Genomic DNA, 26,438 nt, shown 5'->3' with positions numbered 1-26,438 from the left:
TGCGTTTACATCATGACGACGTCAAACTGCTCCTGATTATAGAGCGGCTCAATTTGCACTTTTACCTGTTTGCCGACAAAGATTTCCACTTCTGCCAGCGCGTGCGACTCTTCCCCTTTCAGGGCCTCCGCCACCGCAGGGGAAGCATAGACCAGAAAACGGTCTGAGTCGTAGGCATGATGGACACGGACAATCTCACGCATGATCTCGTAGCAGACCGTCTCCACCGTCTTTACCGTTCCGCGTCCATGGCAGGTTGGACACTCATTACACAGGACATGTTCCACGCTTTCGCGGGTCCGTTTCCGGGTCATTTCCACCAGACCGAGCTGCGAGAAGCCATTGATGCTGGTTTTCACGCGGTCCTTACTCAGCGCCTGCTCCAGTGAGTGCAGCACGCGACGGCGGTGATCTTCATTGTTCATATCGATAAAGTCGATGATGATAATGCCGCCCAGATTACGCAGACGAAGCTGACGCGCGATGGCCTGCGTCGCTTCTATGTTGGTGTTGAAGATGGTGTCATCGAGGTTGCGATGGCCGACAAACGCGCCGGTGTTGATGTCGACGGTGGTCATCGCTTCGGTTTGATCGATGATCAGATAGCCACCCGATTTCAGCTCAACCTTACGCTCCAGCGCACGCTGGATTTCGTTTTCAACGTCATAGAGGTCAAATATTGGCTGGCGTCCGGTGTAATGCTCCAGCAGACCCGGCATTTCCGGGATGTACTCGGCGGTGAACTCCAGTAAGGCTTCGTACGTCAGACGGGAATCCACGCGGATGCGGTCAAGCTGGGCGTCGGCGAAATCGCGTAATACGCGCTGAGCGAGCGCCAGCTCACCGTACAGCCTGTAGCGGGTCTGGTTGCGTTTTTTACGCTCCATCACTTTGGTCCAGACGCGCTTCAGATAGGCCGCATCCGAGGCCAGATCTTCTTCGCTGATCCCTTCCGCCGCGGTACGGATAATAAACCCGCCCTGCTCGTCGCAGTAGGCGCTGACCACCTTTTTCAGGCGCTCACGCTCGCTTTCGCTCTCAATGCGCTGTGACACGCCGACGTGCGACGCCCCCGGCATAAAGACCAGATAGCGTGAAGGCAGGGTGATGTCGGTGGTCAGACGCGCGCCTTTGGTGCCAAGCGGATCTTTTACCACCTGTACCATCAGATCCTGGCCCTGACGCACCAGCTCAGAGATGTCGCGCACGGCAAATTGCTTTTGCTCTTCGCCTGCCACACATTCGGTGTGCGGCATGATATCGGAGGCATGTAAAAACGCCGCCTTATCGAGCCCAATATCTACAAAAGCCGCCTGCATACCCGGCAGGACACGACTGACACGACCTTTGTAGATATTGCCTACGATTCCGCGTCGCGCTTCACGCTCAATATGAATTTCCTGGAGAATGCCACCATCAATGTAGGCCACACGGGTTTCCGATGGCGTTACGTTTACCAACAATTCAGCCGTCATAATTATCCCTTCCCTCACGCAGTGAGTTAAAATTGCTCAGCAACTCATACGTTTCCACCAGCGGTAAGCCGACTACGGCGTGATAGCTGCCATTTATCTTCCTGACAAAACAGCCACCCAACCCTTGAATACCGTATGCACCTGCTTTATCCATAGGTTCACCGCTGGCGATATAGCCGGCGATCTCCTCGTCGGTGAGGACTCTGAACGTCACTTCCGTTACCACAAGGCAATCCAGAACGTACTGGCTATCTGCCAGCGCTACCGCCGTCATCACCTGATGGGTTTGTCCGGACATATTACGCAGCATCCGCGCCGCATGGTCTGCGTCGCGGGGTTTCTCAAGCACCTCACCATTGAGAATAACGATGGTATCCGCACCCAGCACCGGTAAGTCACGCGGCACGCATGCCACGCCCGCCTGCGCTTTTTCACGCGCCAGACGAGAGACATACTGCTGAGCGCTTTCACCCTCAGCACGTTTTTCTTCGATACCGGTAACGATGCGTTCGAAGGAGACACCCAACTGCGCGAGCAGTTCCTGGCGACGCGGAGAACCGGAGGCAAGATACAAAGACGTCATAGAAACCTTTTATTGCACGGCAAACTGCTGGCGAATTTTACGCATCAGCAGGAACAGCCACGGCCAGAGCACACCGTTTACTACACTACTCCAGAACACTTCCGGTCGGAAAGAGACGTTGATCACTAAAAACTCTGCCCAGAAAACAACGATATCCGCAGCGAGCGACAACAACATCACTACCAGCGCCTGTTGCCAGAGCGCAAGGTTACGAAAGAGCTGGAATTTGAGTGCGACGAGATACGCAATAATGCTCATGGATAAGGCGCGGACGCCAAGCGTAGAGCCACTGATAAGATCCAGTATGGCACCCATCACAAAACCTGTGCCGACATTTACGCGGTGCGGCAGGGCAAGGATCCAGTAGAGCAAAATGAGCAATACCCAGTTTGGCCGGAAAACAAGAATGTCGTCCGGCCAGGGCATAATTTGCAGCAACAGTGCAACGAGGAATGAGAGCCAGATTACCCAGCGCCCCTGGCTACGATAACTGGCCACTACTGCCCTCCACCCGAGACTTGCGGCGGTGGGGGCGCATCCGGCAGCGGCTGCGTTAACCCCGTCGCCGGAGCCGGTACGGGTGCAGGTGGTCCCATCGCATCCGGCGCAGGCAGCACCTGCGGCATCATCTGCATCAGGCGTTCGTTGGCCACGCGATGCACATCTTCCGGGGTCATCGGGTTAGCGCCGTTACGATCGGCGCCCCACAGCAGCAACAGGTAGCGCAAACGCTGCAAGCCGGCCGTTGGACGCGCCTGAATCACGGTGTAGGCACGCTGAGTGTCGAGCTTCACGGAAGAGACAACCGCAACCGGGTAGCCCTCAGGGAAACGACCGCCCAGACCGGACGTCACCAGCACGTCGCCCACGCGGATATCCGTGTTGGCAGGCAGGTGTTCCAGTTGCAGATCGTCCGTGCAGCCATTACCGGCGGCAATCACGCGAATATCGTTACGCAGCACCTGAATCGGCAGTGCATGGGTGGCATCGCAAATCAGCAACACGCGGCTGGTCAGTTTGGCAACCGCCACAACCTGGCCCACGACCCCCTTATCGCTGATGACAGGCTGACCTTCGTATACGCCGTTCACGCTGCCTTTATCAATCACCACCTGATCGCTGTACGGATCGTTTACGGTGGAGATTACCTGGGTGACCATTTTCTGTTCATCCTGGCGCAGCGGCGAGCCGAGCAGTTCGCGCAGACGGGCGTTTTCCTGCTTATATTGCCCCAGCATCAGCAGCTCGCTATTTTTCAGCAGCAGTTCCTGGCGTAACGCACGGTTTTCGAGTTCGAGCTGGTCACGCGATGAGAGCGTTTGCGACACGGAGTCGAGCAGTTCACGGGGACCATTTGAAATAAAGTAGAAAGGACTGACGGCGGTATCCATGTACGTTCGGATCTGGCTGAACGTACCGAGGCGGCTATCGGCAATAATGACCCCGAGCGCAACCAGAACCGCCAGGATCAGGCGAAACTGTAGCGACGGGCCACGGCTAAAAATTGGCTTCATAGGCTATGCGTATTCTCGCGTCAGAGAGAAAGGGTAGCGAATTGCTACCCTCTCACACCCGACTACTCTTCGCTAAACAAGTCGCCGCCGTGCATGTCGATCATTTCCAGCGCCTTGCCACCACCACGGGCGACGCAAGTCAGTGGATCTTCTGCAACTACGACAGGAATACCTGTCTCTTCCATTAACAGGCGGTCGAGGTTACGCAGCAGCGCACCACCACCGGTCAGAACCATACCGCGCTCGGAGATATCGGAAGCCAGCTCTGGCGGGCACTGTTCCAGCGCAACCATCACCGCGCTCACGATGCCGGTCAGCGGCTCCTGCAACGCTTCCAGGATTTCGTTGGAGTTCAGGGTGAATCCGCGTGGCACGCCTTCAGCCAGGTTACGACCGCGAACTTCGATCTCGCGTACTTCATCACCCGGATAGGCAGAACCGATTTCATGCTTGATGCGCTCTGCGGTTGCTTCACCGATCAGAGAGCCGTAGTTACGGCGAACGTAATTGATGATGGCTTCGTCGAAACGGTCGCCGCCGATACGCACGGAAGAGGAGTAGACCACACCGTTCAGGGAGATAACGGCCACTTCAGTGGTACCGCCACCGATATCCACCACCATAGAACCGGTAGCTTCAGAAACCGGCAGACCCGCACCAATTGCCGCAGCCATCGGTTCTTCAATCAGGAACACTTCACGCGCACCTGCGCCCTGAGCGGATTCACGGATCGCACGGCGTTCAACCTGGGTTGCGCCAACCGGCACACACACCAGCACGCGCGGGCTTGGGCGCATGAAGCTGTTGCTGTGAACCTGCTTGATGAAGTGCTGAAGCATTTTTTCGGTCACGAAGAAGTCAGCAATAACGCCGTCTTTCATAGGGCGGATCGCGGCGATGTTGCCCGGCGTACGGCCCAGCATCTGCTTCGCATCATGACCTACTGCGGCCACGCTTTTTGGCGAGCCGGCACGATCCTGACGAATGGCCACAACGGAAGGCTCATTCAATACGATGCCTTGTCCTTTTACATAAATAAGGGTATTCGCGGTACCCAGGTCAATGGACAGGTCATTGGAAAACATGCCACGAAATTTTTTCAACATACTAAGGGATAATCCTGAAAGCTGGGGCGGAAAACAAAATCCGCTTACTTTACCAACCACACGCAGCAGCGACAAGGCGCAAAAATCGTCTGCTACGGTGAAAATTAGTGCAGCACGTTTCCTTTGTTACAAATTCATCCCCTGAATCCCTCAGGGCTGAGTAAACAGCAGCGTCCCTCACTTTCACTTGTAACCCACTAAAGGTCGTTCACTGGCTTTTATGCTCGTCTTACTCAAAGCTACAGGCGCGATATTCTACGTGAAAACAAAGTAAACGGCAGGTCAAACAGAGTATCTTTGCAAATATTTTTTCACATTGGTGTCAAGCGGCTGAGAGGCGGCAAAAAAATCCCCCTGACCGCCCGTCACGCCGCGCTCTGTCAACATCTGCCATTCACTACGTGAACGTACGCCTGTGGCAAATACTTGCGTTTGCGTTCCTTTGCACGCTTCCACCAGGCTTTGTACCAGCAGCTGGTTTTCCGTGCGTTTTTCAATATTCCTTACCAGACCCGGATGCAGCTTCAATAATTCAACATCCAGCTCTTTGATCCAGCGGGTGCTCACCAGCGTCAAACCCGCCTGGGTTACCGCCACGCGAGCCCCAAGCGCATTGATTAAACGCACTACCGGGCGCAACCGGCTGATGTGTTGACCTACATCTGCCTCTGCAAGTTCAAAAATAATGCGTTTGCGTTGCGATTTTTCGCATTGCATTAACGTGTCACGTAACCAGCGCTGGAAACGCGGACGGATCAGCGATTCGACGGTCACCTGTAAAGCCAGATTTTCTTCAGGCCAGTACGATAAAAACGGAATGAGACGGGTGATTTGCTGACGGTCATACTCTTCGGACAATCCGAATTGCAACACCATGGGCAGATATTCCGCGGAGATAACCTCTTCAGTGCCATCAAAAATACGGCACATCAGCTCACGATGATGAACATGACCATTCTTCATGACCGCCGGTTTTTGATAGATGCGCGGTCCGCCCCGGCTCAGCATCTGTTCAATCAGGGTTCGCCAGCGCACGTTGCCGCGCCCTTTCTCCGGCAGCGTATCATCATAGACTGCCCAGCCGTTCGCCCCCTGCAATACGGCGTTACGCGTGGCCGCTTCCGCATGTTCCATCACCTGCTCCGTCGACTGACCGCCGCGCCAGGCACAGATGCCCATATGCACCATATCGTCTCTGTCGAGCATTTTGCTCTGGGGCAGCGCATCGACGGCTTTCAGCAGCTGGCTGGCGATACTCTCGGACTCCTTTAAGGTGCGATGCGGCAGCAAGACGGCAAAATCGCTGCGGTGGTAGCGTGCCAGTAACGCGCCGGGGTAGCGCATAATAAAGGTGGACAGCAGGTTAATCAGCGTAAAGAGGTTCTCTTCCGCCACGCGCTGACCCCAGGTATCACGGAGCAGATCGAAGTCGGGCAGGCGAATCATCATTACCACGCCATGCGTACCCACCTTTTCGGGGTCATCAAGAAGGGTAGCCAGCTGATTATCAAAGAAGAGACGGTTGTTGAGGCCCGTTTTGTTATCCTGCGCGGCGTAAGAGCGAATCAACGTGTCCATACGGCTACGCTGATCGCTGGCAAACTGGATTTCGGAGAGCAGCACGTCCAGGGCGCTACTGGTGCGTGATGGCCATTCATAAACCGATCCCCGCACCTGTGGACCCCGTTCGCCATTCAGTATCCGCACGGAGCGTGTTTCCAGCAGCTCCTGGCCGGAAAGTTGACGACGCTGCCAGCGAACGGCGAGGAAAATCAGCAGTACGATAAAGGCAACGGCGATGGTTAAGGGCGCGGTGGTCATAAGCGAGCGTAAATAGTTGCTCATCGGATCCTGGTACATCAGATGAATTGTCATACCCGGATGTTTAAGTGAATTAACCGTGACGTCCCGATACTGTTCTACCGTGCCGGCAGGACGATAGCTGCCCTGGCGGGTATGGCTGAAAACGGTCTGCTTCCCCTGTTTAATGTCGATCTGCACGATATCCACAGGCACCATTAACTCATCCAGCTCACGCGAAAGCGCCGGGAAGGAGGTTGCAATCAGGCGAGTGTCGATAACCGATGCAACCGATTCAACCCGGTTAACCAGCTTATCCTGGATGGCATTGTAAAAGCTCAGCGAGCAGCCGATTAGCGTGACAAATATGGTCAGCCCCGTCAGCAAGGTGATAAAAGCTGAGAACTTCGTCGTTAATCGCATCCTTGAGATTACTCCGTGGGTTGAAGGGGGGTGCAAGTGAGCACTAACTTGCATTTCAAATGCGGCATACTACCAAACCTGGCGTATCTGGCAATTTATTGCGTTAAATCGGCACTGCGTTTCATTGAGCGAGTATAGTCATCAGAACATATTTTCCCATCATCAAACCTAGTGAGGACCCAGTATGCAGGCTTTGATCTTAGAACAGCAGGACGGCAAAACCATTGCCTCAGTGCAAGCCATCGAGGAGAGCCGCCTGCCGGAGGGCGACGTGACCGTAGATATCGACTGGTCCAGCCTGAACTATAAGGATGCGCTGGCCATTACGGGAAAAGGTAAAATCATCCGAAATTTCCCGATGGTGCCAGGAATCGACTTTGCAGGCCGCGTACATACCAGTGAAGATCCACGTTTTCACGCCGGACAGCAGGTGCTGCTCACCGGCTGGGGCGTAGGTGAAAACCACTGGGGCGGACTGGCAGCGCAGGCGCGCGTAAAAGGTGACTGGCTGGTCCCGATGCCGAAAGGCCTGGACGGTCGTAAGGCGATGATCATCGGCACGGCAGGTTTCACCGCCATGCTGTGCGTGATGGCGCTGGAAGAGGCCGGGATCCGCCCTGACTCTGGCGAAATTGTCGTCACCGGCGCCAGCGGCGGCGTGGGCAGCACGGCCGTCACGCTGCTGCACAAGCTGGGGTATCAGGTTGCTGCCGTCTCAGGCCGCGAAAGTACGCATGATTATCTACGTCAGCTGGGCGCAAGCCGCATTCTGAGCCGCGACGAATTCGCCGAGACCCGCCCGCTGGAAAAACAGGTCTGGGCTGGCGCAGTAGATACCGTCGGCGACAAAGTGCTGGCGAAGGTGCTGGCGCAAATGAATTACGGCGGCTGCGTGGCGGCCTGTGGTCTGGCGGGCGGTTTTGCCCTGCCGACGACGGTGATGCCATTTATTCTGCGTAACGTGCGTCTTCAGGGTGTCGATTCGGTCATGACCCCAGCCGAGCGGCGAGCTGAGGCCTGGGAACGTCTGGTGCAGGATCTGCCAGCCTCATTCTTTGACCAGAGCGCCACTGAGATTACCCTGAGCCAGGCGCCAGAGTTCGCCAGTAAAATCATGGACAATCAGTTCCACGGTCGTGCGCTGGTTAAAATCGCCTAATCTTCAAATTTTCGTGACATATTCGCGCTAACCCTCCTCCTCCGTCATGCTTAGAAAAACGCCTGACGGAGGATGCCATGAAAACCCGAAAACTGACGGAAGCCGACGTAACGTCTGAATCTGTCTTTATGCTACAGCGCCGCCAGATCCTGAAAATGCTTGGCATCAGCGCCACCGCCCTGACGCTCACCCCTGCGGCCCATGCCGATCTGCTCGACTGGTTTAAGGGCAACGATCGCCCGAAAGCCCCCTCCGGCGCACCGCTTAACTTCACCAAACCGGCGCAGTGGCAGAATAAACTGGCGCTGACGCCGGAAGATAAAGTCACCGGCTATAACAACTTCTATGAGTTTGGTCTCGATAAGGCCGATCCTGCCGCCAACGCCGGGAGCATGAAAACCGATCCCTGGACGCTGAAGATAGATGGCGAGGTGGCAAAACCGCTGACGCTGGATCATCATGACCTCACCACCCGCTTCCCACTTGAAGAACGCATTTACCGTATGCGCTGTGTGGAAGCCTGGTCGATGGTGGTGCCGTGGGTAGGTTTCCCTTTGCATAAACTGCTGGCGCTGGTTGAGCCCACCAGCAACGCGAAGTATGTTTCCTTCCAGACGCGCTACGCCCCGGACGAGATGCCAGGCCAGAAGGATCGGTTTATCGGCGGCGGGCTGGAGTATCCCTACGTTGAAGGTTTACGTCTCGACGAAGCCATGCATCCGCTTACGCTGCTTACCGTTGGGGTTTACGGCAAAGCGCTGCCGCCGCAAAACGGGGCGCCCATTCGCCTGACCGTACCGTGGAAATACGGTTTCAAGGGCATCAAATCGATCGTCAGCATTAAGCTCACCCGTGAACGCCCCCCCACCACCTGGAACCTGGCAGCGCCTGACGAGTATGGTTTTTTTGCCAACGTTAACCCGCACGTTGACCATCCGCGCTGGTCGCAGGCAACGGAACGTTTTATCGGCTCCGGCGGCGCGCTGGATGTTAAACGCCAGCCAACGCTGCTGTTTAACGGCTATGCGGATGAGGTGGCATCCCTCTACCGTGGGCTGAATTTACGGGAGAACTTCTAAGTGCGTTTAACGGCAAAGCAGATAACCTGGCTGAAGGTACTCCTGCATTTAGCAGGATTGCTCCCCTTTATCTGGCTCTTCTGGGCAGCCAGCCAGGGACAGTTCAGTGCCGATCCGGCGAAAGATATTCAGCATTTTACGGGTCGGATGGCTCTGAAATTTTTGCTGGCGACCTTGCTCGTCTCACCGCTGGCGCGCTACGCTAAACAGCCATTATTGATACGCACCCGTCGGCTTTTAGGGCTATGGTGTTTTGCTTGGGCGACGCTGCATCTCACCAGCTACGCCCTGCTGGAACTGGGCATTAACAACCTGGCACTCCTTGGCAGCGAACTGGTGACGCGTCCCTATCTGACGCTGGGTATCGTAAGCTGGCTGGTTTTACTGGCGCTGACGCTGACATCCACGCAGTATGCGCAGCGAAAACTAGGTCGACGCTGGCAACTGCTGCACAACTTCGTCTATCTTGTCGCGATCCTCGCCCCGATTCATTACCTGTGGTCGGTGAAGATTTTATCCCCTCAGCCGGTCATCTACGCGCTGCTGGCCCTGGCCCTTTTAGCGTGGCGTTACAAGAAGTTCCGCCAGTGGTTGCGATAGTTCACGAAACTGTGCGTTTTCCCGCAGATTATTTATCAACCGCGAATCTTTTTCGGATAGCGGTTGATAATCTTCCCTGATAAGACCAGTATTTAGCTGCCAAATGCTACGAAATCGTTATAATGTGCGACTTCGGTTTTCCGGACAGGGGTTTTAGGCCTCTGAAAGGGTGACAATTGCGCTTTGAGGGTATATGTTGTTTTTTACCCGAAAATCGCAGGAGATAGCGGCACAATGGCTGACAAATTCCAAATTTTAGTATTGAACGGTCCGAACCTGAACATGCTCGGCACCCGTGAGCCAGAGAAGTACGGCACGCTGACATTGAGCGAAATTGTTAACCGTCTGAGTACGGAAGCAGCCCCGCTGAATGTGGATTTGGACCATTTTCAGTCAAACGCGGAGTACGCAATCATCGACCGTATTCATCAGGCTAAAGACACTGTGGACTATATCCTGATCAATCCGGCCGCGTTTACGCACACCAGTGTTGCTATACGCGACGCACTGCTCGCGGTGAGTATCCCGTTTATCGAGATCCACCTGAGTAACGTGCACGCCCGAGAGCCGTTCCGCCACCATTCCTACCTGTCAGATATCGCCGCTGGCGTGATTTGTGGGCTGGGTGCAGACGGCTATTCATACGCTTTACAGACAGCGGTAAAACGCTTGTCACAATCACACTAAACAAGAGTACGGAACCCACTCATGGATATTCGTAAGATTAAAAAACTGATCGAGCTGGTTGAAGAATCAGGCATCTCCGAACTGGAAATTTCTGAAGGCGAAGAGTCTGTACGCATCAGCCGTGCAGCCCCGGCCGCTAGCTTCCCGGTAATGCAGCAAGCTTACGCTGCGCCAGTGCAGCAGCCTGCGCTCTCCGCAGCCGTTGCACCAGTGGCAGCAGAAGCGGCACCTGCGGCTGCAACAGAAATCAGTGGTCACATCGTACGTTCCCCAATGGTTGGTACTTTCTACCGCACCCCGAGCCCGGACGCGAAGGCGTTCATCGAAGTGGGTCAGAAAGTCAACGTAGGCGATACCCTGTGCATCGTTGAAGCCATGAAAATGATGAACCAGATCGAAGCAGACAAATCAGGTACTGTGAAAGCGATCCTGGTCGAAAGTGGTCAGCCGGTAGAATTTGACGAGCCGCTGGTCGTCATCGAGTAACGAGGCGAACATGCTGGATAAAATTGTTATCGCCAACCGTGGCGAGATTGCACTGCGTATTCTTCGTGCCTGTAAAGAACTGGGCATCAAGACCGTGGCCGTGCACTCAAGCGCGGATCGCGATTTAAAACACGTATTGCTGGCGGATGAGACGGTCTGTATCGGTCCGGCTCCGTCCGTAAAAAGCTATCTGAACATCCCGGCGATCATCAGCGCCGCCGAAATCACTGGCGCGGTCGCGATTCATCCGGGTTATGGTTTCCTCTCTGAGAACGCCAACTTTGCTGAGCAGGTTGAACGCTCTGGCTTTATCTTCATTGGCCCGAAAGCCGACACCATTCGCCTGATGGGTGACAAAGTGTCTGCCATCACCGCGATGAAAAAAGCCGGCGTGCCAACCGTACCGGGCTCTGACGGCCCGCTGACCGACGATATGGATGCTAACCGCGCCCATGCTAAACGCATTGGCTATCCGGTGATCATCAAAGCGTCCGGCGGCGGCGGCGGTCGCGGTATGCGCGTTGTACGCAGCGATGCTGAACTGGCGCAGTCCATCTCCATGACCAAAGCGGAAGCGAAAGCGGCTTTCAGCAATGACATGGTGTATATGGAAAAATACCTGGAAAACCCACGCCACATCGAAATTCAGGTGCTGGCTGACGGTCAGGGCAACGCGATCTATCTGGCAGAACGTGACTGCTCCATGCAGCGTCGTCACCAGAAAGTGGTCGAAGAAGCGCCAGCGCCGGGCATTACGCCGGAACTGCGTCGCTACATCGGCGAGCGTTGCGCCAAAGCGTGTGTCGATATCGGCTATCGCGGGGCGGGTACTTTCGAGTTCCTGTTCGAAAACGGCGAGTTCTACTTCATCGAGATGAACACCCGTATTCAGGTTGAACACCCGGTTACCGAAATGATCACCGGCGTTGACCTGATCAAAGAACAGCTGCGTATCGCAGCCGGTCAGCCGCTGTCCATCAAACAGGAAGAAGTTGTGGTTAAAGGCCATGCGGTAGAGTGCCGTATCAACGCCGAAGACCCGAACACCTTCCTGCCAAGCCCGGGTAAAATTACGCGTTTCCACGCGCCGGGTGGCTTTGGTGTGCGCTGGGAGTCCCATATCTACGCCGGTTACACCGTACCGCCGTATTATGACTCAATGATTGGTAAGCTGATCTGCTACGGCGAAAACCGTGACGTGGCCATTGCCCGCATGAAGAACGCCCTTCAGGAGCTGATCATCGACGGGATCAAAACCAACGTTGATCTCCAGATGCGCATTATGAGCGACGAGCACTTCCAGAATGGTGGGACTAACATCCACTACCTGGAGAAAAAACTCGGTCTGAACGAGAAGTAAGAGACCAGTGTTGCTAAAAGGCCGGATTATCCGGCCTTTTTTATTTCTGGGGATCGCTAAGCCCCATCATGTACAATCCCCGCTTTCTTCATCCACAAGGGACAAAAAATGGACAAACGTTTTGTTCAGGCCCATAAAGAAGCGCGCTGGGCGCTGTGGCTGACCCTTCTTTATCTCGCCGCGTGGTTAGTAACTGCTTACTTACCTGATTCGGCGATTGGCATTACCGGCCTCCCGCACTGGTTTGAAATGGCCTGCCTGCTGCTGCCGCTGGTGTTTATCCTGCTGTGCTGGGCGATGGTGAAATTCATCTATCGCGATATTTCACTGGAGGACGATGATGCAGCTTGAAGTCATTCTGCCCCTTATCGCTTACCTGTTCCTGGTGTTTGGCCTGTCGGTTTATGCGATGCGTAAACGTTCGACCGGCACCTTTCTGAACGAGTATTTCCTCGGGAGCCGCTCAATGGGTGGCGTCGTGCTGGCCATGACGCTGACCGCCACGTACATCAGCGCCAGCTCGTTTATCGGTGGCCCCGGCGCCGCTTATAAGTACGGGCTGGGCTGGGTACTGCTGGCCATGATCCAGCTGCCTGCCATCTGGCTCTCTCTGGGCATACTGGGTAAAAAGTTTGCCATTCTGGCCCGTCGCTACAATGCCGTAACGCTGAACGATATGCTGTTTGCCCGCTATCAGAGTCGCTTGCTGGTATGGCTGGCAAGCCTGAGTCTGCTGGTGGCGTTTATTGGCGCAATGACGGTGCAGTTTATCGGCGGCGCACGTCTGCTGGAGACGGCAGCCGGTATCCCCTATGAAACAGGTCTGGTCATTTTCGGTGTGAGTATCGCGCTGTATACCGCGTTTGGCGGGTTCCGCGCCAGCGTACTCAACGACACGATGCAGGGGATGGTGATGCTCATTGGCACCCTCGTTCTGCTGGTAGGTATCGTGCATGCCGCAGGAGGCCTGAGCCATGCGGTTGAAACCCTGGAAGCGATCGATCCGAAACTGGTCTCACCGCAGGGGGCGGATGACATCCTCTCTCCAGCCTTTATGACCTCGTTCTGGGTACTGGTGTGCTTTGGCGTGATTGGCCTGCCCCATACTGCCGTGCGCTGCATCTCATATAAAGACAGCAAAGCGGTGCACCGCGGGATCATTATCGGGACAATTGTGGTGGCGATCCTGATGTTCGGTATGCATCTGGCGGGCGCGCTGGGACGCGCGGTGATCCCTGACCTTACCGTACCGGATCTGGTCATTCCAACCCTGATGGTGAAAGTGCTTCCGCCGTTTGCCGCCGGGATTTTCCTCGCCGCCCCCATGGCGGCCATTATGTCGACCATCAACGCTCAGTTGCTGCAAAGTTCCGCTACGATCATTAAAGATCTCTATCTGAATTTGCGCCCTGAACAGGTCGAAAATGAGCGACGCCTCAAGCGCATGTCGGCGGTGATTACCCTGGTGCTGGGGGCGTTGCTGCTGCTGGCCGCGTGGCGTCCACCGGAGATGATCATCTGGTTGAACCTGCTCGCCTTTGGTGGGCTGGAGGCCGTTTTCCTGTGGCCGCTGGTGCTGGGGCTCTACTGGGAACGCGCGAATGCCGCGGGTGCATTAAGCGGCATGATTGTCGGGGGCGTCCTGTATGCTGTTCTCGCCACGTTTAAAATTCAGTATCTGGGCTTCCATCCGATCGTGCCTTCGTTACTGGTAAGTTTACTGGCGTTTGTGGTGGGAAACCGTTTTGGTCGACCGGTGCCACAAACTGTCCTGATTTCTACTGACAAATAAAGAGTTTTGCCATGCCGTGGATCCAATTAAAACTGAACACAACCGGCGCGAACGCCGAAGAACTGAGTGATGCGCTGATGGAGGCCGGTTCGGTCTCTATCACCTTCCAGGACACGCATGACACGCCGGTCTTTGAGCCGCTGCCAGGCGAAACGCGCCTGTGGGGTGATACGGACGTTATCGGCCTGTTCGATGCAGAAACCGACATGAAAGAGGTCGTGGCGATTCTGGAAAACCATCCGCTGCTGGGCGTGGGTTTCGCGCATAAAATTGAACAGCTGGAAGACAAAGACTGGGAACGCGAGTGGATGGACAACTTCCATCCGATGCAGTTTGGTCAGCGTCTGTGGATCTGCCCAAGCTGGCGTGAAGTTCCCGATAAAAACGCCGTCAACGTGATGCTGGATCCGGGTCTGGCGTTCGGCACCGGCACCCACCCGACAACCTCCCTGTGCCTGCAATGGCTGGATGGCCTGGATCTGGAAGGCAAAACCGTGATCGACTTCGGTTGCGGATCCGGGATCCTTGCTATCGCGGCGCTGAAACTGGGCGCGGCAAAAGCCATCGGGATCGACATCGATCCGCAGGCGATTCAGGCCAGCCGTGATAACGCCGAGCGTAATGGCGTTTCCGATCGCCTTGAACTGTATTTGCCCGATGCACAGCCAGAGGCGATGAAAGCCGATGTTGTGGTCGCGAATATCCTGGCTGGCCCGTTACGCGAGCTGGCGCCGTTAATCAGCGTGCTGCCGGTTGAAGGCGGTCTGCTGGGCCTGTCCGGTATCCTTGCCAGCCAGGCAGACAGCGTCTGTGAAGCCTACGCCGATCTCTTCGCGCTCGACCCGGTGGTCGAAAAAGAAGAGTGGTGTCGCATCACCGGCCGTAAAAAATAAGCGTTTGGCGTGGTCGTCTGACCACGCCTTTTCCCTTCGGTTTTTTCTCCCGCCTTCTTCCTTTCTTCGATAAAATAACCGCACAAATCATAATGTTAATTGTTGATTTGGATAATAAAATTCACAGGAAGAATATGATGAAACACATTTCAGGCAAGGCAGCGCTGCTGGCGCTGAGCATGATTTCGGCTACGGCTTACGCATCACACTGGAGTTATCAGGGAGAAGGCGCACCGGAACATTGGGGCGAACTGGACGAGGCGTACAAGACGTGTAAAAGCGGAATGTATCAGTCGCCGGTCAACATAGATAACACGGTCAAAGCCCACATCTCTCCGCTGGAAACGCACTATATCGACGGCCCGGTCATTCTGACAAACAACGGCCATACTATCCAGGCAAGTGAAAATGCCGATACACGCGACAGCATCACGCTTGATAAACAGCGCTGGACGTTACAGCAGTTCCATTTCCATGCGCCATCCGAAAACACGGTGCACGGTAATAAATACGCAATGGAAATGCATCTGGTCCATAAAAACGCTGACGGCGAACTGACGGTCGTTGCCGTTATGTTCGATCAGGGCGCGGCAAACACTGAACTGGATAAACTCTGGGGCGTGATGCCTGGACAGGTTGACCAGAACGTCACGATTAAGCCAACCCTCGATATGAATAAATTACTGCCCACGGATAAAACCTACTGGCGTTTTAGCGGCTCTCTGACCACGCCACCGTGTTCAGAAGGGGTGACATGGCTGGTGCTCAAGCACCCGCTGACCGTCTCTGCTGAACAGCTGCAAAAATTCACTCACACCATGCACCATGAAAACAGCCGCCCGGTTCAACCGCTTCATGGCCGTCTGGTTGTTGAATAAGTCGATTTTTTTACGCTGATATCCTGTGCTGAAATGCGACGCAGATCGCAAAGAAGCGCCATAATCTGCTGCTTATAGCAGCAGATTATCCCGGACAATTGATTCATTTATTCAGAAATGATGAGAAGTTACGGGAAATTGTAAGCGCCCACAAAATGTTCATTTATTCATAACACAATGATTTAAATAGCGAATAATCTTATCCAAAAAGAATGACTGGCGATTCCTTGATCTACAACAGAGGATTGTTCAAAGTTTGGCCTTTCATCTCGTGCAAAAAATGCGTAATATACGCCGCCTTGCAGTCACAGTATGGTCATTTCTTAACTCATGCGCATCGGACACCACCAGCTCAGAAATCGCCTGATCGCAGCCCCAATGGCAGGTATTACCGACCGGCCGTTCAGGACGCTGTGCTACGAGATGGGAGCAGGATTAACCGTTTCCGAGATGATGTCGTCTAACCCGCAGGTTTGGGAAAGCGATAAGTCCCGCCTTCGGATGGTGCACGTGGATGAACCAGGTATCCGCACCGTGCAAATTGCCGGAAGCGTGCCTGAAGAGATGGCAGATGCCGCGCGTATTAACGTGGAAAGTGGCGCCCAGATTATTGATATCAATATGGGTTGCCCGGCCAAAAAGGTGAATCGCAAGCTTGCAGGTTCAGCCCTTCTGCAATACCCCGACCAGGTGAAGTCAATCCTGACGGCGGTTGTCAGCGCAGTGGACGTTCCTGTTACGTTGAAGATTCGCACGGGTTGGTCGCCGGAACACCGTAACTGCGTAGAGATTGCCCAACTGGCCGAAGACTGTGGCATTCAGGCCCTGACCATTCATGGACGCACTCGCGCCTGTTTGTTCAACGGTGAAGCTGAATACGACAGCATTCGGGCAGTTAAGCAGAAAGTTTCCATTCCGATTATCGCGAATGGCGACATTACTGACCCGCTTAAAGCCAGAGCTGTGCTCGACTATACGGGAGCTGATGCTCTGATGATAGGACGTGCCGCTCAGGGAAGACCCTGGATCTTTCGGGAAATCCAGCATTATCTGGACACTGGGGAGCTGCTTGCCCCGCTGCCTCTGGCAGAGGTCAAGCGCTTGCTTTGTTCGCATGTTCGGGAATTGCATGACCACTACGGCCAGGCAAAAGGGTACCGAATTGCGCGTAAACACGTCTCCTGGTATCTCCAGGAGCACGCTCCAAATGACCAGTTTCGGCGCACATTCAACGCCATTGAGGATGCCAGCGAACAGCTGGAGGCGTTGGAGGCATACTTCGAAAATCTTGCGTAATGAAATAAAGAGCTGACAGAACTATGTTCGAACAACGCGTAAATTCTGACGTACTGACCGTTTCTACCGTTAACTCTCAGGATCAGGTGACTCAAAAGCCCCTGCGTGACTCGGTTAAACAGGCACTGAAGAACTATTTTGCTCAACTGAACGGTCAGGATGTTAATGACCTGTATGAGCTGGTACTGGCTGAAGTTGAACAGCCACTGTTGGACATGGTGATGCAATACACCCGTGGTAATCAAACCCGCGCTGCCCTGATGATGGGCATCAACCGTGGTACCCTGCGTAAGAAACTGAAAAAATACGGCATGAACTAATTTCGATTAGCTAACTGCTTGTTTAAAAAGGCGCTCTTCGGCATGGGGAAGCGCCTTTTTTATCGTCCGGACGGGCAACCGTCAATGCTTTGTAAACCTTCTCTTTCCCCACTTTTCAACGCCCGCTTTTCGTGTATATTTCCAGCAACTTACAGGCTCTCTTTTCACGGAATGACACATGATTCGTAAATACTGGTGGCTGGTCGTTTTTGCTGTCTCTGTTTTCATTTTTGATGCGCTGCTGATGCAGTGGATTGAACTGATGAGCACCGAAACCGATAAATGTCGCAATATGAATTCCGTGAACCCGCTTAAACTGGTCAACTGCTCAGAGCTGGACTAACCGCTTCCATCCTGTAAAACCCCTGTTAACACCTAATAAAAACAGGGATTTAAATCACTTTTCGTCATTTCCTGACGATGATAATGTCTGTGCCCTTTCCAACCGCTCTTGCTTAACGTCTCACAACGAGTGAACAGACCATGCTGGTTAGCCAATACAACCAAATCCTCGTAGTCATCTCCTTTATCGTTGCCATTCTTGCCGCCTACACCGCGCTGAATATGGCTGCGCGCGTTGCCGGAAGCCAGGGCGTCGCTGCACGCGTCTGGCTGGCAGGTGGCGGTGTTTCGATGGGGATTGGCGTGTGGGCGATGCATTTCATCGGTATGCTGGCGATGGATCTTTCCATGAGCATGAGTTACAACGCGGCCCTGACCGTGCTTTCGATGGTTATCTCCATCAGCTCGTCAATGTTCGCCCTGTGGCTCGTTAGCGGCGAGCAGCTACGTTTGCGTCGGTTACTGCCTGGCGCCGTCGTGATGGGAACGGGCATTGTTGCCATGCACTACACCGGTATGGCTGCCCTGGAGGTCACACCGGGTATTGTCTGGGATAAAACGTGGGTGGCTATCTCTGTGGTCATTGCCCTTGCCGCTTCACTGGCCGCTCTTTGGCTGACGTTCCGTTTACGTCAGGAAGCTGCACGAATGGCGTTGATGCGGCTGGGGGCGGCGATCACCATGGGCATCGCTATCGCTGGCATGCATTACGCTGGCATGGAAGCAGCACAATTTCCGATGTCGACGATGGTCCACCATCATGGCATTAACGGGAGCTGGCTGGCGATACTGGTTAGCGTGGTCGCGCTCGCTATTCTGGGGATTACGCTGCTGGTGTCGATGTTCGATGCCCGCCTTCAGGCTCGTACCTCGCTGCTGGCCTCATCACTGGCAGAAGCGAACCGTGAACTCGCACAGCTGGCGTTGCATGATACGCTGACGCGATTACCCAATCGTATTCTGCTTGAGGATCGCCTCGATCAGGCCATCAGCAAGGCCGATCGCGAAGGAAGCCCTTTCGCGCTGATGTTTATGGATCTCGACGGCTTTAAAACCGTCAACGATGCCTATGGTCATGATGTCGGTGACAAGCTTCTGGTAGCGGTGACTCAGCGTTTGCTGTTGCAGTTGAAAGGCCAGTACACGCTGGCGCGTATCGGTGGGGATGAATTCGTCCTGCTGGCCGAAACCGCCACTCCGGATGATGCTGCCTCACTGGCAAATTCACTGGTGCGCGTCATTGATAGCCCGTTCCATCTCGATCCTTATGAACTGATGGTCACCCTGAGCATTGGCATTGCGCTCTATCCACACGATGGAAAAACCGATCGTGAACTGATGTTTAACGCTGATGCTGCGATGTACCACACGAAACATATGGGTCGTAACGGCTATCACTTCTTCCAGCCGTCAATGAATACGCTGGCGCAGACGCATCTTCAGCTGATGAATGATCTGTGGCAAGCCATCGACCGTAATGAGTTACGCCTGCTTTATCAACCTAAATTCCACGCTCCTGCCGGGCCAGTCCTCGGGTTCGAAGCGCTGTTACGCTGGCAGCATCCCAAACAGGGGTTACTCTCCCCTGACCTGTTTCTACCGCTGGCAGAGAAAACGGGGCTGATTATTCCGATTGGAAACTGGGTAATCGACGAGGCCTGCCGCCAGCTGCATGAATGGCATCTTCAGGGCCACACGGACTGGTCAATGGCGGTGAATCTTTCTACATTGCAGTTCGAACAGCCGTCGCTGGTTAAAACAGTTCTCGATTGTCTGACGCGCCATAGCGTACCGCCCGGCATGTTGATCCTGGAGGTGACCGAAACCACGGCAATGAACAATCCGGACGAAAGCGTGCGTGTCCTGACAGCGCTGACGGATGCGGGAGTAAAAGCCTCGATAGACGATTTTGGCACCGGTTACTCAAGCCTTCTGTATCTTAAGCGACTCCCCGCCTGCGAGTTGAAAATCGATCGTGCTTTTGTGAAAGAGTTAAGTGGTGAGAGCGAAGATGCGACGATTGTCTCGGCGATTGTCGCCCTGGCAAAAACGCTGAATCTGAAGGTCGTGGCGGAAGGGGTCGAAACCGCAGCGCAGCAAACCTTTCTGACAGAACTGGGATGCAATACGCTACAGGGTTACCTGCTGGGCAAACCGATTACCGCGCAAGCTATTATGGAACAGTGCCAGCACGGGGAGATGTCGCTACCCCGGACGCGGTCATGAGGCTGTATCGTAAACCACTGGCGCCACTCGGGTGATATTTAGTGTCGCCAGAATATTATCCACCAGCGCCGGTGCTTGTTTGTACAGATTAAAATTGTTGCTATCCATTAACCAGTTTTTAATGACACCGCTAAAAAAGGCGTGGAAAACAATCAGCGCCAGTTCAATATTGGTTTGCGAAGAGATAACGTTACGAGCAATGCATCGCTTTAGCGTCTTGCGAAGATAATCATCGTTTAAACCGATCCGCTTTCGTATTTCACATTCTGAAATCACATCGTCATGAAATTCACACTTATGATACAAAATTTGTAAAAGCGCATATTGCCGCGGCTCGCTCGCAATATATTGCAGTGCGACAATAAATTGTTCACGAAGCATTAACAAAGGGTCGTCATTTTCGGAAAGTATTAACCTGTCACGAATCATCTCACGCATCGGCAATTGCTGATCCCATATTGCATTAAATATTTCCGCTTTACTCGAGAAATGCCAGTAAACCGCCCCGCGAGTGAGTTGAGCAGCATCGGCGATGTCGGTAAGCGTGGTGCTGGATACGCCACGCGTCGCGAATAGCCCGATAGCGGCTTCAATCAGCTGCTGGCGGGTCTTTTGAGCCTCTTCTTTTTTTTTGCGCGCCATAACCTGCTACTCATTACTCATAAAATTGATACGTTATCAAAGGATATTGCCGTGGTCGTGTAGTCAAAGTATTAACCAAAACCCGTGTTGATTTTGCACAAAAAAAGTCAATTCATTTAATTTATAATTCACGTGAATAAATCGAATACATAAAATTCATAAAATATATGAATAGCATTCACCGAAAACATTTCGTTGATTATCCTGACAGAAAAAGAATACCGAATGCACTGTGTCAGATTCCGATTTTTACTTTTAAAAGCTCCATCAGCACTTATAAATTAAAAAACATTAAACACCCTCATTATTATACGCGGCTACATTTCTATTTTTTGCCTCACACCCTTTCACCGATTCATGGCAAATATCGGCTCAAGGGTAGTTTAAGGAACAGTAATGACGAATCACTTCAGATGCTTACCCTTATCCGGTTTCATTGTCTGTGCCGCGCTGCTCACCGGGTGCGATGGGCAAGAAAACCCACAGCAGCATGCGCAAGCTCCTCAGGTCAGTGTTCATATTGTTAAAAGCGCGCCACTGGCCGTAACGACAGAATTGCCCGGCAGAACTGACGCGTATCGTGTTGCGGAGGTTCGTCCTCAGGTAAGTGGTATCATTCTGCACCGTAATTTTACCGAAGGCAGCGACGTTAAAGCGGGTGAATCCCTTTATCAGATCGATCCGGCCACCTATCAGGCAGCCTACGACAATGCGAAAGGTGAACTGGTAAAAGCACAGGCGGCGGCGAATATCGCCCATCTGACGGTGAAACGTTACGTTCCGCTGGTTGGTACGCAATATGTGAGCAAGCAGGAGTACGATCAGGCGGTGGCAACTGCCCAGCAGGCGGATGCGAGCGTGGTTGCCGCGAAGGCTGGCGTTGAAAGCGCGCGGATCAACCTGGCCTATACGAAAGTCACATCCCCAATCAACGGGCGTATAGGTAAATCCAGCGTTACCGAAGGGGCGTTAGTCACTAATGGCCAGGCAACTGCACTGGCGACGGTTCAGCAACTCGATCCCATTTATGTCGATGTGACGCAATCCAGCAGCGATTTTATGCGCCTGAAGCAGCAGACGAGCCTGCAAAAGGGAGACACCAGCAGCGTCGAGTTGCTGATGGAAAATGGCCAGCCTTATCCGCTGAAAGGAACGCTCCAGTTCTCTGATGTCACGGTAGATGAAAGTACCGGCTCAATCACCCTTCGCGCCCTCTTCCCTAACCCACAGCATATGCTGTTACCGGGTATGTTTGTCCGTGCGCGCATCGATGAAGGTACGCAACCTGATGCCATACTGGTTCCCCAGCAGGGAGTAACCCGTACACCACGCGGAGATGCCACCGTGCTTGTGGTAAATGAGAAAAACCAGGTGGAATCACGCACTGTCGTTGCACCGCAGGCGATTGGCGATCGCTGGCTGATCACGGAAGGCCTCAAAAACGGCGACCGCGTCATTATCAGCGGCCTGCAAAAAGTTCGCCCTGGCGTCACCGTCGTGGCTATTCCTGATACCGCAGCGACTCCAGCCAGTTAAGGAATAACGACATGGCTAATTTCTTTATTCAACGGCCTGTTTTCGCCTGGGTACTCGCCATCATTCTGATGATTGCGGGCGGGCTGGCCATTTTAAAACTACCGGTCGCGCAATATCCGACCATTGCGCCGCCGGCGGTTGCGGTGACAGCAACCTACCCGGGCGCTGATGCCCAGACGGTACAGGACACCGTCACTCAGGTTATCGAACAGAACATGAACGGTATCGATAATTTGATGTACATGTCGTCCACCAGTGATTCCGCTGGTAACGTCACCATTACGCTGACGTTCGAGTCGGGTACAGATCCTGATATTGCGCAGGTGCAGGTTCAGAACAAACTCCAGCTCGCCATGCCGCTGCTGCCACAAGAAGTGCAGCAGCAGGGGATCGGCGTGGAGAAATCCAGCAGCAGCTTCCTGCTGGTTGCAGGCTTTGTGTCGGACAATAAAAACCTCACGCAGGATGATATCTCCGACTATGTCGCTTCTAATGTAAAAGATGCGATCAGCCGTACTTCCGGCGTCGGTGACGTGCAGCTGTTCGGTGCCCAGTATGCAATGCGCATCTGGCTGGACAGCAACGCGATGAACAAATATCAGCTCACGCCGCTGGATATCATTAACCAGCTAAAAACGCAGAACGACCAGATTGCTGCGGGCCAGTTGGGCGGAACACCGTCCGTACCTGGGCAGCAACTGAACGCCTCAATTATTGCTCAAACGCGTCTGAAATCGCCGGAGGAGTTTGGTCGTGTGACGCTGAAGGTGAACCAGGACGGTTCGATGGTCCACCTGAAAGATGTGGCCCGCATTGAGCTGGGTGGCGAAAACTACAACATGGTCACCAAAATCAATGGCCAGGCAGCAACGGGGCTGGGGATCAAGCTGGCGACTGGCGCAAACGCGCTGGATACCGCTGCCGCCATCAAGAGTAAACTGGCGCAGTTGCAGCCCTTCTTCCCTCAGGGCCTGAAAGTCGTGTATCCGTACGACACCACACCTTTCGTGAAGATCTCAATCCATGAAGTGGTGAAGACGCTGTTTGAAGCGATTGTTCTCGTGTTCCTGGTGATGTACTTGTTCCTGCAAAACCTGCGGGCAACACTTATTCCGACTATCGCCGTGCCCGTGGTGTTACTGGGCACCTTTGCGGTACTGGCTGCGTTCGGGTTCTCCATTAACACCCTGACGATGTTCGGGATGGTATTGGCGATAGGTCTGCTCGTCGATGACGCCATCGTGGTGGTCGAGAACGTAGAACGCGTCATGGTTGAGGACAAGCTGCCGCCAAAAGAGGCGACGCAGAAGTCGATGGAGCAAATCCAGGGCGCCCTGGTGGGCATTGCCATGGTGCTTTCGGCGGTATTTATCCCGATGGCATTCTTTGGTGGTTCAACCGGGGCTATCTATCGCCAGTTCTCGCTGACCATTGTCTCCGCGATGGCCTTGTCGGTACTGGTGGCGTTGATATTAACGCCTGCTCTTTGTGCAACGCTGCTCAAACCGGTTTCCAGCGAACATCATGAAAAGAAAGGTGGTTTCTTCGGCTGGTTTAACGCGCTCTTTGATAAAAGTGTGGAGCATTACAGCAACAGCGTGAGCGGCATTTTACGTAAGACCGGCCGCTATCTGCTGGTTTACGTCGTCATCGTCGGCGGCATGGCAGTTCTGTTCCTGCGCCTGCCTTCCTCCTTCCTGCCGGAAGAGGATCAGGGGGTGTTTATGACGATGGTTCAGTTGCCGGCAGGGGCGACGCAAATGCGTACTCAGCAGGTACTCGATCAGGTTCAGGATTATTACCTGACGAAAGAGAAAGCGAACGTTGAATCGGTCTTTACCGTAAACGGTTTTAGCTTTAGCGGACAGGGGCAGAACTCCGGTATCGCTTTCGTCAGCCTGAAGCCATGGGAAGAACGTCCGGGCAAGGAAAACGGCGTTGAGGCGATTGTCAGCCGCGCGACGAAAGCGTTCAGCCAGATCAAAGACGGTCTTGTATTTCCGTTTAACCTGCCTGCCATTATTGAACTGGGTACCGCAACAGGCTTTGACTTTGAATTGATTGACCAGGCAAACCTGGGGCATACGCAGTTAACCCAGGCGCGTAACCAGCTGCTGGGCATGGTGAGAGAACATCCTGACTTACTGGTTCGCGTGCGTCCTAACGGACTGGAAGATACGCCACAGTTCAAGCTGGACGTCGATCAGGAGAAGGCACAGGCGCTGGGTGTGAGCGTGTCTGACGTCAATCAGACGATTTCAACAGCGCTGGGTGGCACCTATGTGAACGACTTTATCGATCACGGACGGGTGAAAAAAGTTTATGTCCAGGCTGATGCTCGCTTCCGTATGCTACCAGGAGACATTAACGGCCTGTATGTGCGTAGCGCTAACGGCGAAATGGTGCCTTTCTCTGCCTTTAGCAGCTCTCACTGGGTGTACGGTTCACCACGTCTGGAACGTTACAATGGGATGCCATCAATGGAGATCCTCGGTGAGTCTGCCCCTGGCAAAAGTACCGGTGAGGCAATGGCGTTGATGGAAAGCCTTGCGTCAAAACTGCCTTCCGGCATCGGCTACGACTGGACGGGGATGTCTTATCAGGAACGACTTTCCGGGAATCAGGCTCCGGCGCTGTACGCCATTTCACTGATTGTGGTGTTCCTGTGTCTGGCGGCCCTCTATGAAAGTTGGTCAATTCCCTTCTCGGTCATGCTGGTTGTGCCGCTGGGGGTGATCGGCGCGCTTCTGGCTGCATCAATGCGAGGGCTGAACAATGACGTTTACTTCCAGGTTGGTCTACTTACGACAATTGGTTTATCAGCCAAGAACGCCATACTGATCGTTGAGTTCGCCAAGGATCTCATGGATAAAGAAGGCAAAGGGATTATCGAAGCCACGCTTGAAGCCTCGCGTATGCGTCTGCGTCCTATCCTGATGACTTCCCTGGCATTCATCCTTGGTGTTATGCCTCTGGTCATCAGCAGCGGTGCAGGTAGTGGGGCACAAAATGCGGTCGGGACGGGCGTGATGGGCGGGATGCTGTCAGCCACCCTGTTGGCCATTTTCTTTGTTCCTGTTTTCTTTGTGGTTGTCCGGAGACGGTTTACAAAGCACAAGGATTAATGAAAATCATAAAGGCACCTCTGGTGCCTTTTTTATTTCCTGAAAACAATGTAAAAACACATCCCCTCTTCACATTTCCTCCATTAATAATCAGTGCCCGCGCTTTTTCTTCATAATTTTTACAATCCACACAAATTGAGATTATTCCCCGTGCTGCATGGTATTAGTGCGGTGGTAAAATAATCATCAGTTCGTTAATTGCTGTATCGGCTCTTTAGCGAATAAGCGATCATATTGAGGTAACATCATGAAAAGATTCCTTTCCGTTGCACTTCTCGCTGCGCTGCTTGCTGGTTGCGCGCACGACTCTCCATGTGTACCGGTATACGACGATCAGGGGCGACTGGTTCACACCAATACCTGTATGAAGGGCACTACCCAGGATAACTGGGAAACAGCAGGTGCGATTGCTGGTGGCGCCGCGGCAATCGCTGGCCTGACACTCGGTATTGTCGCCCTGACTAAATAAGGCTTCTAAAAGCGCGGCCATCGCCGCGCTTTTATTTTTCCCTGATATAAGGAACGTATATTCCTCATCACGAATAGCATCAGATATTAATTAAATTCAATACGCTACCTTACTCCCCGCTATACCCCATACCTGTACATAACATTTAATTGATTTAACGCTGCTGCGAGCCAGCATAATGCATTCCACAACTTCAGTTTCAGTAGGGTAAAACGCTTTAATACGTCCGTAAGGTATTAATGGCGACAGTAGGAATATCGAATGAGGGAATTGGTTTGGCTAGAGCGATAACGCAAAAAGGCCATCCTTTCGGATGGCCTTTCTACTTGTTTGATGTCTGGCAGTTCCCTACTCTCACATGGGGAGACCCCACACTACCATCGGCGCTACGGCGTTTCACTTCTGAGTTCGGCATGGGGTCAGGTGGGACCACCGCGCTAAAGCCGCCAGACAAATTCTTTTACTTCTTGCCGAACTTTAACCTAAGTATAAAGTGGTGCTGATACCCAGAGTCGAACTGGGGACCTCACCCTTACCAAGGGTGCGCTCTACCAACTGAGCCATATCAGCACGCTAAATTTGATGCCTGGCAGTTCCCTACTCTCACATGGGGAGACCCCACACTACCATCGGCGCTACGGCGTTTC

At 53.6% G+C, this 26,438-nt stretch carries 24 protein-coding genes, 1 tRNA gene and 1 rRNA gene; 17 read left to right on the top strand and 9 right to left on the bottom strand.

Translation table 11 applies throughout. From position 1 onward, the window contains the following. Positions 1-5: 5 nt before the first annotated feature. The 6 genes from rng to csrD form a co-directional block, all read right to left on the bottom strand. A complete protein-coding gene (gene rng, locus ACOTYH_RS18660) occupies positions 6-1,475 on the bottom strand; it encodes a ribonuclease G (protein ID WP_003860405.1) in 1,470 nt (489 codons plus the stop codon). Then, positions 1,465-2,058, bottom strand: a complete 594-nt coding sequence (locus ACOTYH_RS18655; protein ID WP_003860403.1) for a Maf family protein — start codon at positions 2,056-2,058, stop codon at positions 1,465-1,467. Before ACOTYH_RS18655 ends, rng begins: the two co-directional genes overlap by 11 nt. A gap of 9 nt (positions 2,059-2,067) precedes the next feature. Then, complete coding sequence (gene mreD / locus ACOTYH_RS18650) at positions 2,068-2,556, bottom strand: rod shape-determining protein MreD (RefSeq protein WP_003860402.1); 489 nt, start codon at positions 2,554-2,556, stop codon at positions 2,068-2,070. Then, entirely contained in the window at positions 2,556-3,572 is a 1,017-nt protein-coding gene (mreC, locus tag ACOTYH_RS18645) for a rod shape-determining protein MreC (RefSeq protein WP_003860400.1), read from the bottom strand. The genes mreD and mreC overlap by 1 nt, the downstream gene beginning before the upstream one ends. A 62-nt stretch (positions 3,573-3,634) precedes the next feature. Then, positions 3,635-4,678 carry a rod shape-determining protein MreB gene (mreB, locus tag ACOTYH_RS18640; RefSeq protein WP_000913396.1) on the bottom strand — a complete coding sequence of 348 codons (1,044 nt, stop codon included), beginning with the start codon at positions 4,676-4,678 and terminating at the stop codon, positions 3,635-3,637. Between the two features lie 282 nt (positions 4,679-4,960). Then, positions 4,961-6,901, bottom strand: a complete 1,941-nt coding sequence (gene csrD, locus ACOTYH_RS18635) for an RNase E specificity factor CsrD (RefSeq protein ID WP_032655267.1) — start codon at positions 6,899-6,901, stop codon at positions 4,961-4,963. A gap of 184 nt (positions 6,902-7,085) precedes the next feature. Here csrD and ACOTYH_RS18630 point away from each other — a divergent pair, with 184 nt between their 5' ends. From ACOTYH_RS18630 to ACOTYH_RS18565, 14 genes are all read left to right on the top strand, one after another. Continuing rightward, a complete protein-coding gene (locus tag ACOTYH_RS18630) occupies positions 7,086-8,060 on the top strand; it encodes an MDR family oxidoreductase (RefSeq protein WP_058689660.1) in 975 nt (324 codons plus the stop codon). A 77-nt stretch (positions 8,061-8,137) separates the two neighbouring features. Continuing rightward, a complete protein-coding gene (gene msrP / locus ACOTYH_RS18625; RefSeq protein ID WP_015572016.1) occupies positions 8,138-9,139 on the top strand; it encodes a protein-methionine-sulfoxide reductase catalytic subunit MsrP in 1,002 nt (333 codons plus the stop codon). Next, positions 9,140-9,739, top strand: a complete 600-nt coding sequence (gene msrQ, locus ACOTYH_RS18620; RefSeq protein ID WP_003860393.1) for a protein-methionine-sulfoxide reductase heme-binding subunit MsrQ — start codon at positions 9,140-9,142, stop codon at positions 9,737-9,739. Between the two features lie 234 nt (positions 9,740-9,973). Then, positions 9,974-10,426 (top strand): type II 3-dehydroquinate dehydratase, encoded by a 453-nt coding sequence (gene aroQ, locus ACOTYH_RS18615; RefSeq protein ID WP_015572017.1) that lies wholly within the window; start codon positions 9,974-9,976, stop codon positions 10,424-10,426. Between the two features lie 21 nt (positions 10,427-10,447). Beyond that, positions 10,448-10,912 carry an acetyl-CoA carboxylase biotin carboxyl carrier protein gene (gene accB / locus ACOTYH_RS18610; RefSeq protein ID WP_015572018.1) on the top strand — a complete coding sequence of 155 codons (465 nt, stop codon included), beginning with the start codon at positions 10,448-10,450 and terminating at the stop codon, positions 10,910-10,912. A gap of 10 nt (positions 10,913-10,922) precedes the next feature. Continuing rightward, a complete protein-coding gene (gene accC / locus ACOTYH_RS18605; RefSeq protein ID WP_003860388.1) occupies positions 10,923-12,272 on the top strand; it encodes an acetyl-CoA carboxylase biotin carboxylase subunit in 1,350 nt (449 codons plus the stop codon). Positions 12,273-12,380: 108 nt separating this feature from the next. Continuing rightward, positions 12,381-12,623, top strand: a complete 243-nt coding sequence (locus ACOTYH_RS18600; RefSeq protein WP_003860385.1) for a YhdT family protein — start codon at positions 12,381-12,383, stop codon at positions 12,621-12,623. Continuing rightward, complete coding sequence (gene panF / locus ACOTYH_RS18595; protein WP_017693892.1) at positions 12,613-14,064, top strand: sodium/pantothenate symporter; 1,452 nt, start codon at positions 12,613-12,615, stop codon at positions 14,062-14,064. Before ACOTYH_RS18600 ends, panF begins: the two co-directional genes overlap by 11 nt. An 11-nt stretch (positions 14,065-14,075) precedes the next feature. Beyond that, a complete protein-coding gene (gene prmA / locus ACOTYH_RS18590) occupies positions 14,076-14,957 on the top strand; it encodes a 50S ribosomal protein L11 methyltransferase (RefSeq protein WP_015572021.1) in 882 nt (293 codons plus the stop codon). A 137-nt stretch (positions 14,958-15,094) separates the two neighbouring features. Continuing rightward, positions 15,095-15,835, top strand: coding sequence for a carbonic anhydrase (locus ACOTYH_RS18585; protein WP_045340025.1), 741 nt, complete (start codon positions 15,095-15,097; stop codon positions 15,833-15,835). 330 nt (positions 15,836-16,165) lie between these two features. After that, a complete protein-coding gene (gene dusB, locus ACOTYH_RS18580; RefSeq protein ID WP_006812176.1) occupies positions 16,166-17,131 on the top strand; it encodes a tRNA dihydrouridine synthase DusB in 966 nt (321 codons plus the stop codon). 23 nt (positions 17,132-17,154) lie between these two features. After that, entirely contained in the window at positions 17,155-17,451 is a 297-nt protein-coding gene (gene fis, locus ACOTYH_RS18575) for a DNA-binding transcriptional regulator Fis (RefSeq protein ID WP_000462905.1), read from the top strand. Between the two features lie 178 nt (positions 17,452-17,629). Then, positions 17,630-17,794 (top strand): DUF2556 family protein, encoded by a 165-nt coding sequence (locus ACOTYH_RS18570; RefSeq protein ID WP_003860373.1) that lies wholly within the window; start codon positions 17,630-17,632, stop codon positions 17,792-17,794. 140 nt (positions 17,795-17,934) lie between these two features. Next, positions 17,935-20,019, top strand: a complete 2,085-nt coding sequence (locus ACOTYH_RS18565; RefSeq protein ID WP_058689661.1) for a putative bifunctional diguanylate cyclase/phosphodiesterase — start codon at positions 17,935-17,937, stop codon at positions 20,017-20,019. Here ACOTYH_RS18565 and envR read toward each other — a convergent pair. Next, positions 20,014-20,661 (bottom strand): acrEF/envCD operon transcriptional regulator, encoded by a 648-nt coding sequence (gene envR, locus ACOTYH_RS18560; RefSeq protein WP_015572025.1) that lies wholly within the window; start codon positions 20,659-20,661, stop codon positions 20,014-20,016. The two genes, ACOTYH_RS18565 and envR, sit on opposite strands and share 6 nt — an antisense overlap. 396 nt (positions 20,662-21,057) lie before the next feature. Between envR and ACOTYH_RS18555 the strand changes: the two genes are divergently transcribed. From ACOTYH_RS18555 to ACOTYH_RS18545, 3 genes are all read left to right on the top strand, one after another. Further along, on the top strand, positions 21,058-22,197 hold the full coding sequence (locus tag ACOTYH_RS18555) for an efflux RND transporter periplasmic adaptor subunit (protein WP_015572026.1): 1,140 nt from the start codon (positions 21,058-21,060) through the stop codon (positions 22,195-22,197). Positions 22,198-22,208: 11 nt separating this feature from the next. Beyond that, positions 22,209-25,322 (top strand): efflux RND transporter permease subunit, encoded by a 3,114-nt coding sequence (locus tag ACOTYH_RS18550; RefSeq protein ID WP_045327415.1) that lies wholly within the window; start codon positions 22,209-22,211, stop codon positions 25,320-25,322. A gap of 247 nt (positions 25,323-25,569) precedes the next feature. Beyond that, positions 25,570-25,791 (top strand): lipoprotein, encoded by a 222-nt coding sequence (locus ACOTYH_RS18545; protein ID WP_003860364.1) that lies wholly within the window; start codon positions 25,570-25,572, stop codon positions 25,789-25,791. Between the two features lie 335 nt (positions 25,792-26,126). Here the strand turns inward: ACOTYH_RS18545 and rrf are convergent. Continuing rightward, positions 26,127-26,242, bottom strand: a 5S ribosomal RNA gene (gene rrf, locus ACOTYH_RS18540). Between the two features lie 43 nt (positions 26,243-26,285). After that, positions 26,286-26,361 (bottom strand) — tRNA-Thr (locus ACOTYH_RS18535). Positions 26,362-26,438: the final 77 nt, after the last annotated feature.

The organism is Enterobacter cloacae complex sp. SHL001, from assembly GCF_049236825.1.
GTDB classification, from domain to species: Bacteria; Pseudomonadota; Gammaproteobacteria; order Enterobacterales; family Enterobacteriaceae; genus Enterobacter; species Enterobacter hormaechei_C.
Note: the sequence above shows the minus strand (reverse complement) of the source record. Positions and strands in the feature narration are given on the sequence as shown.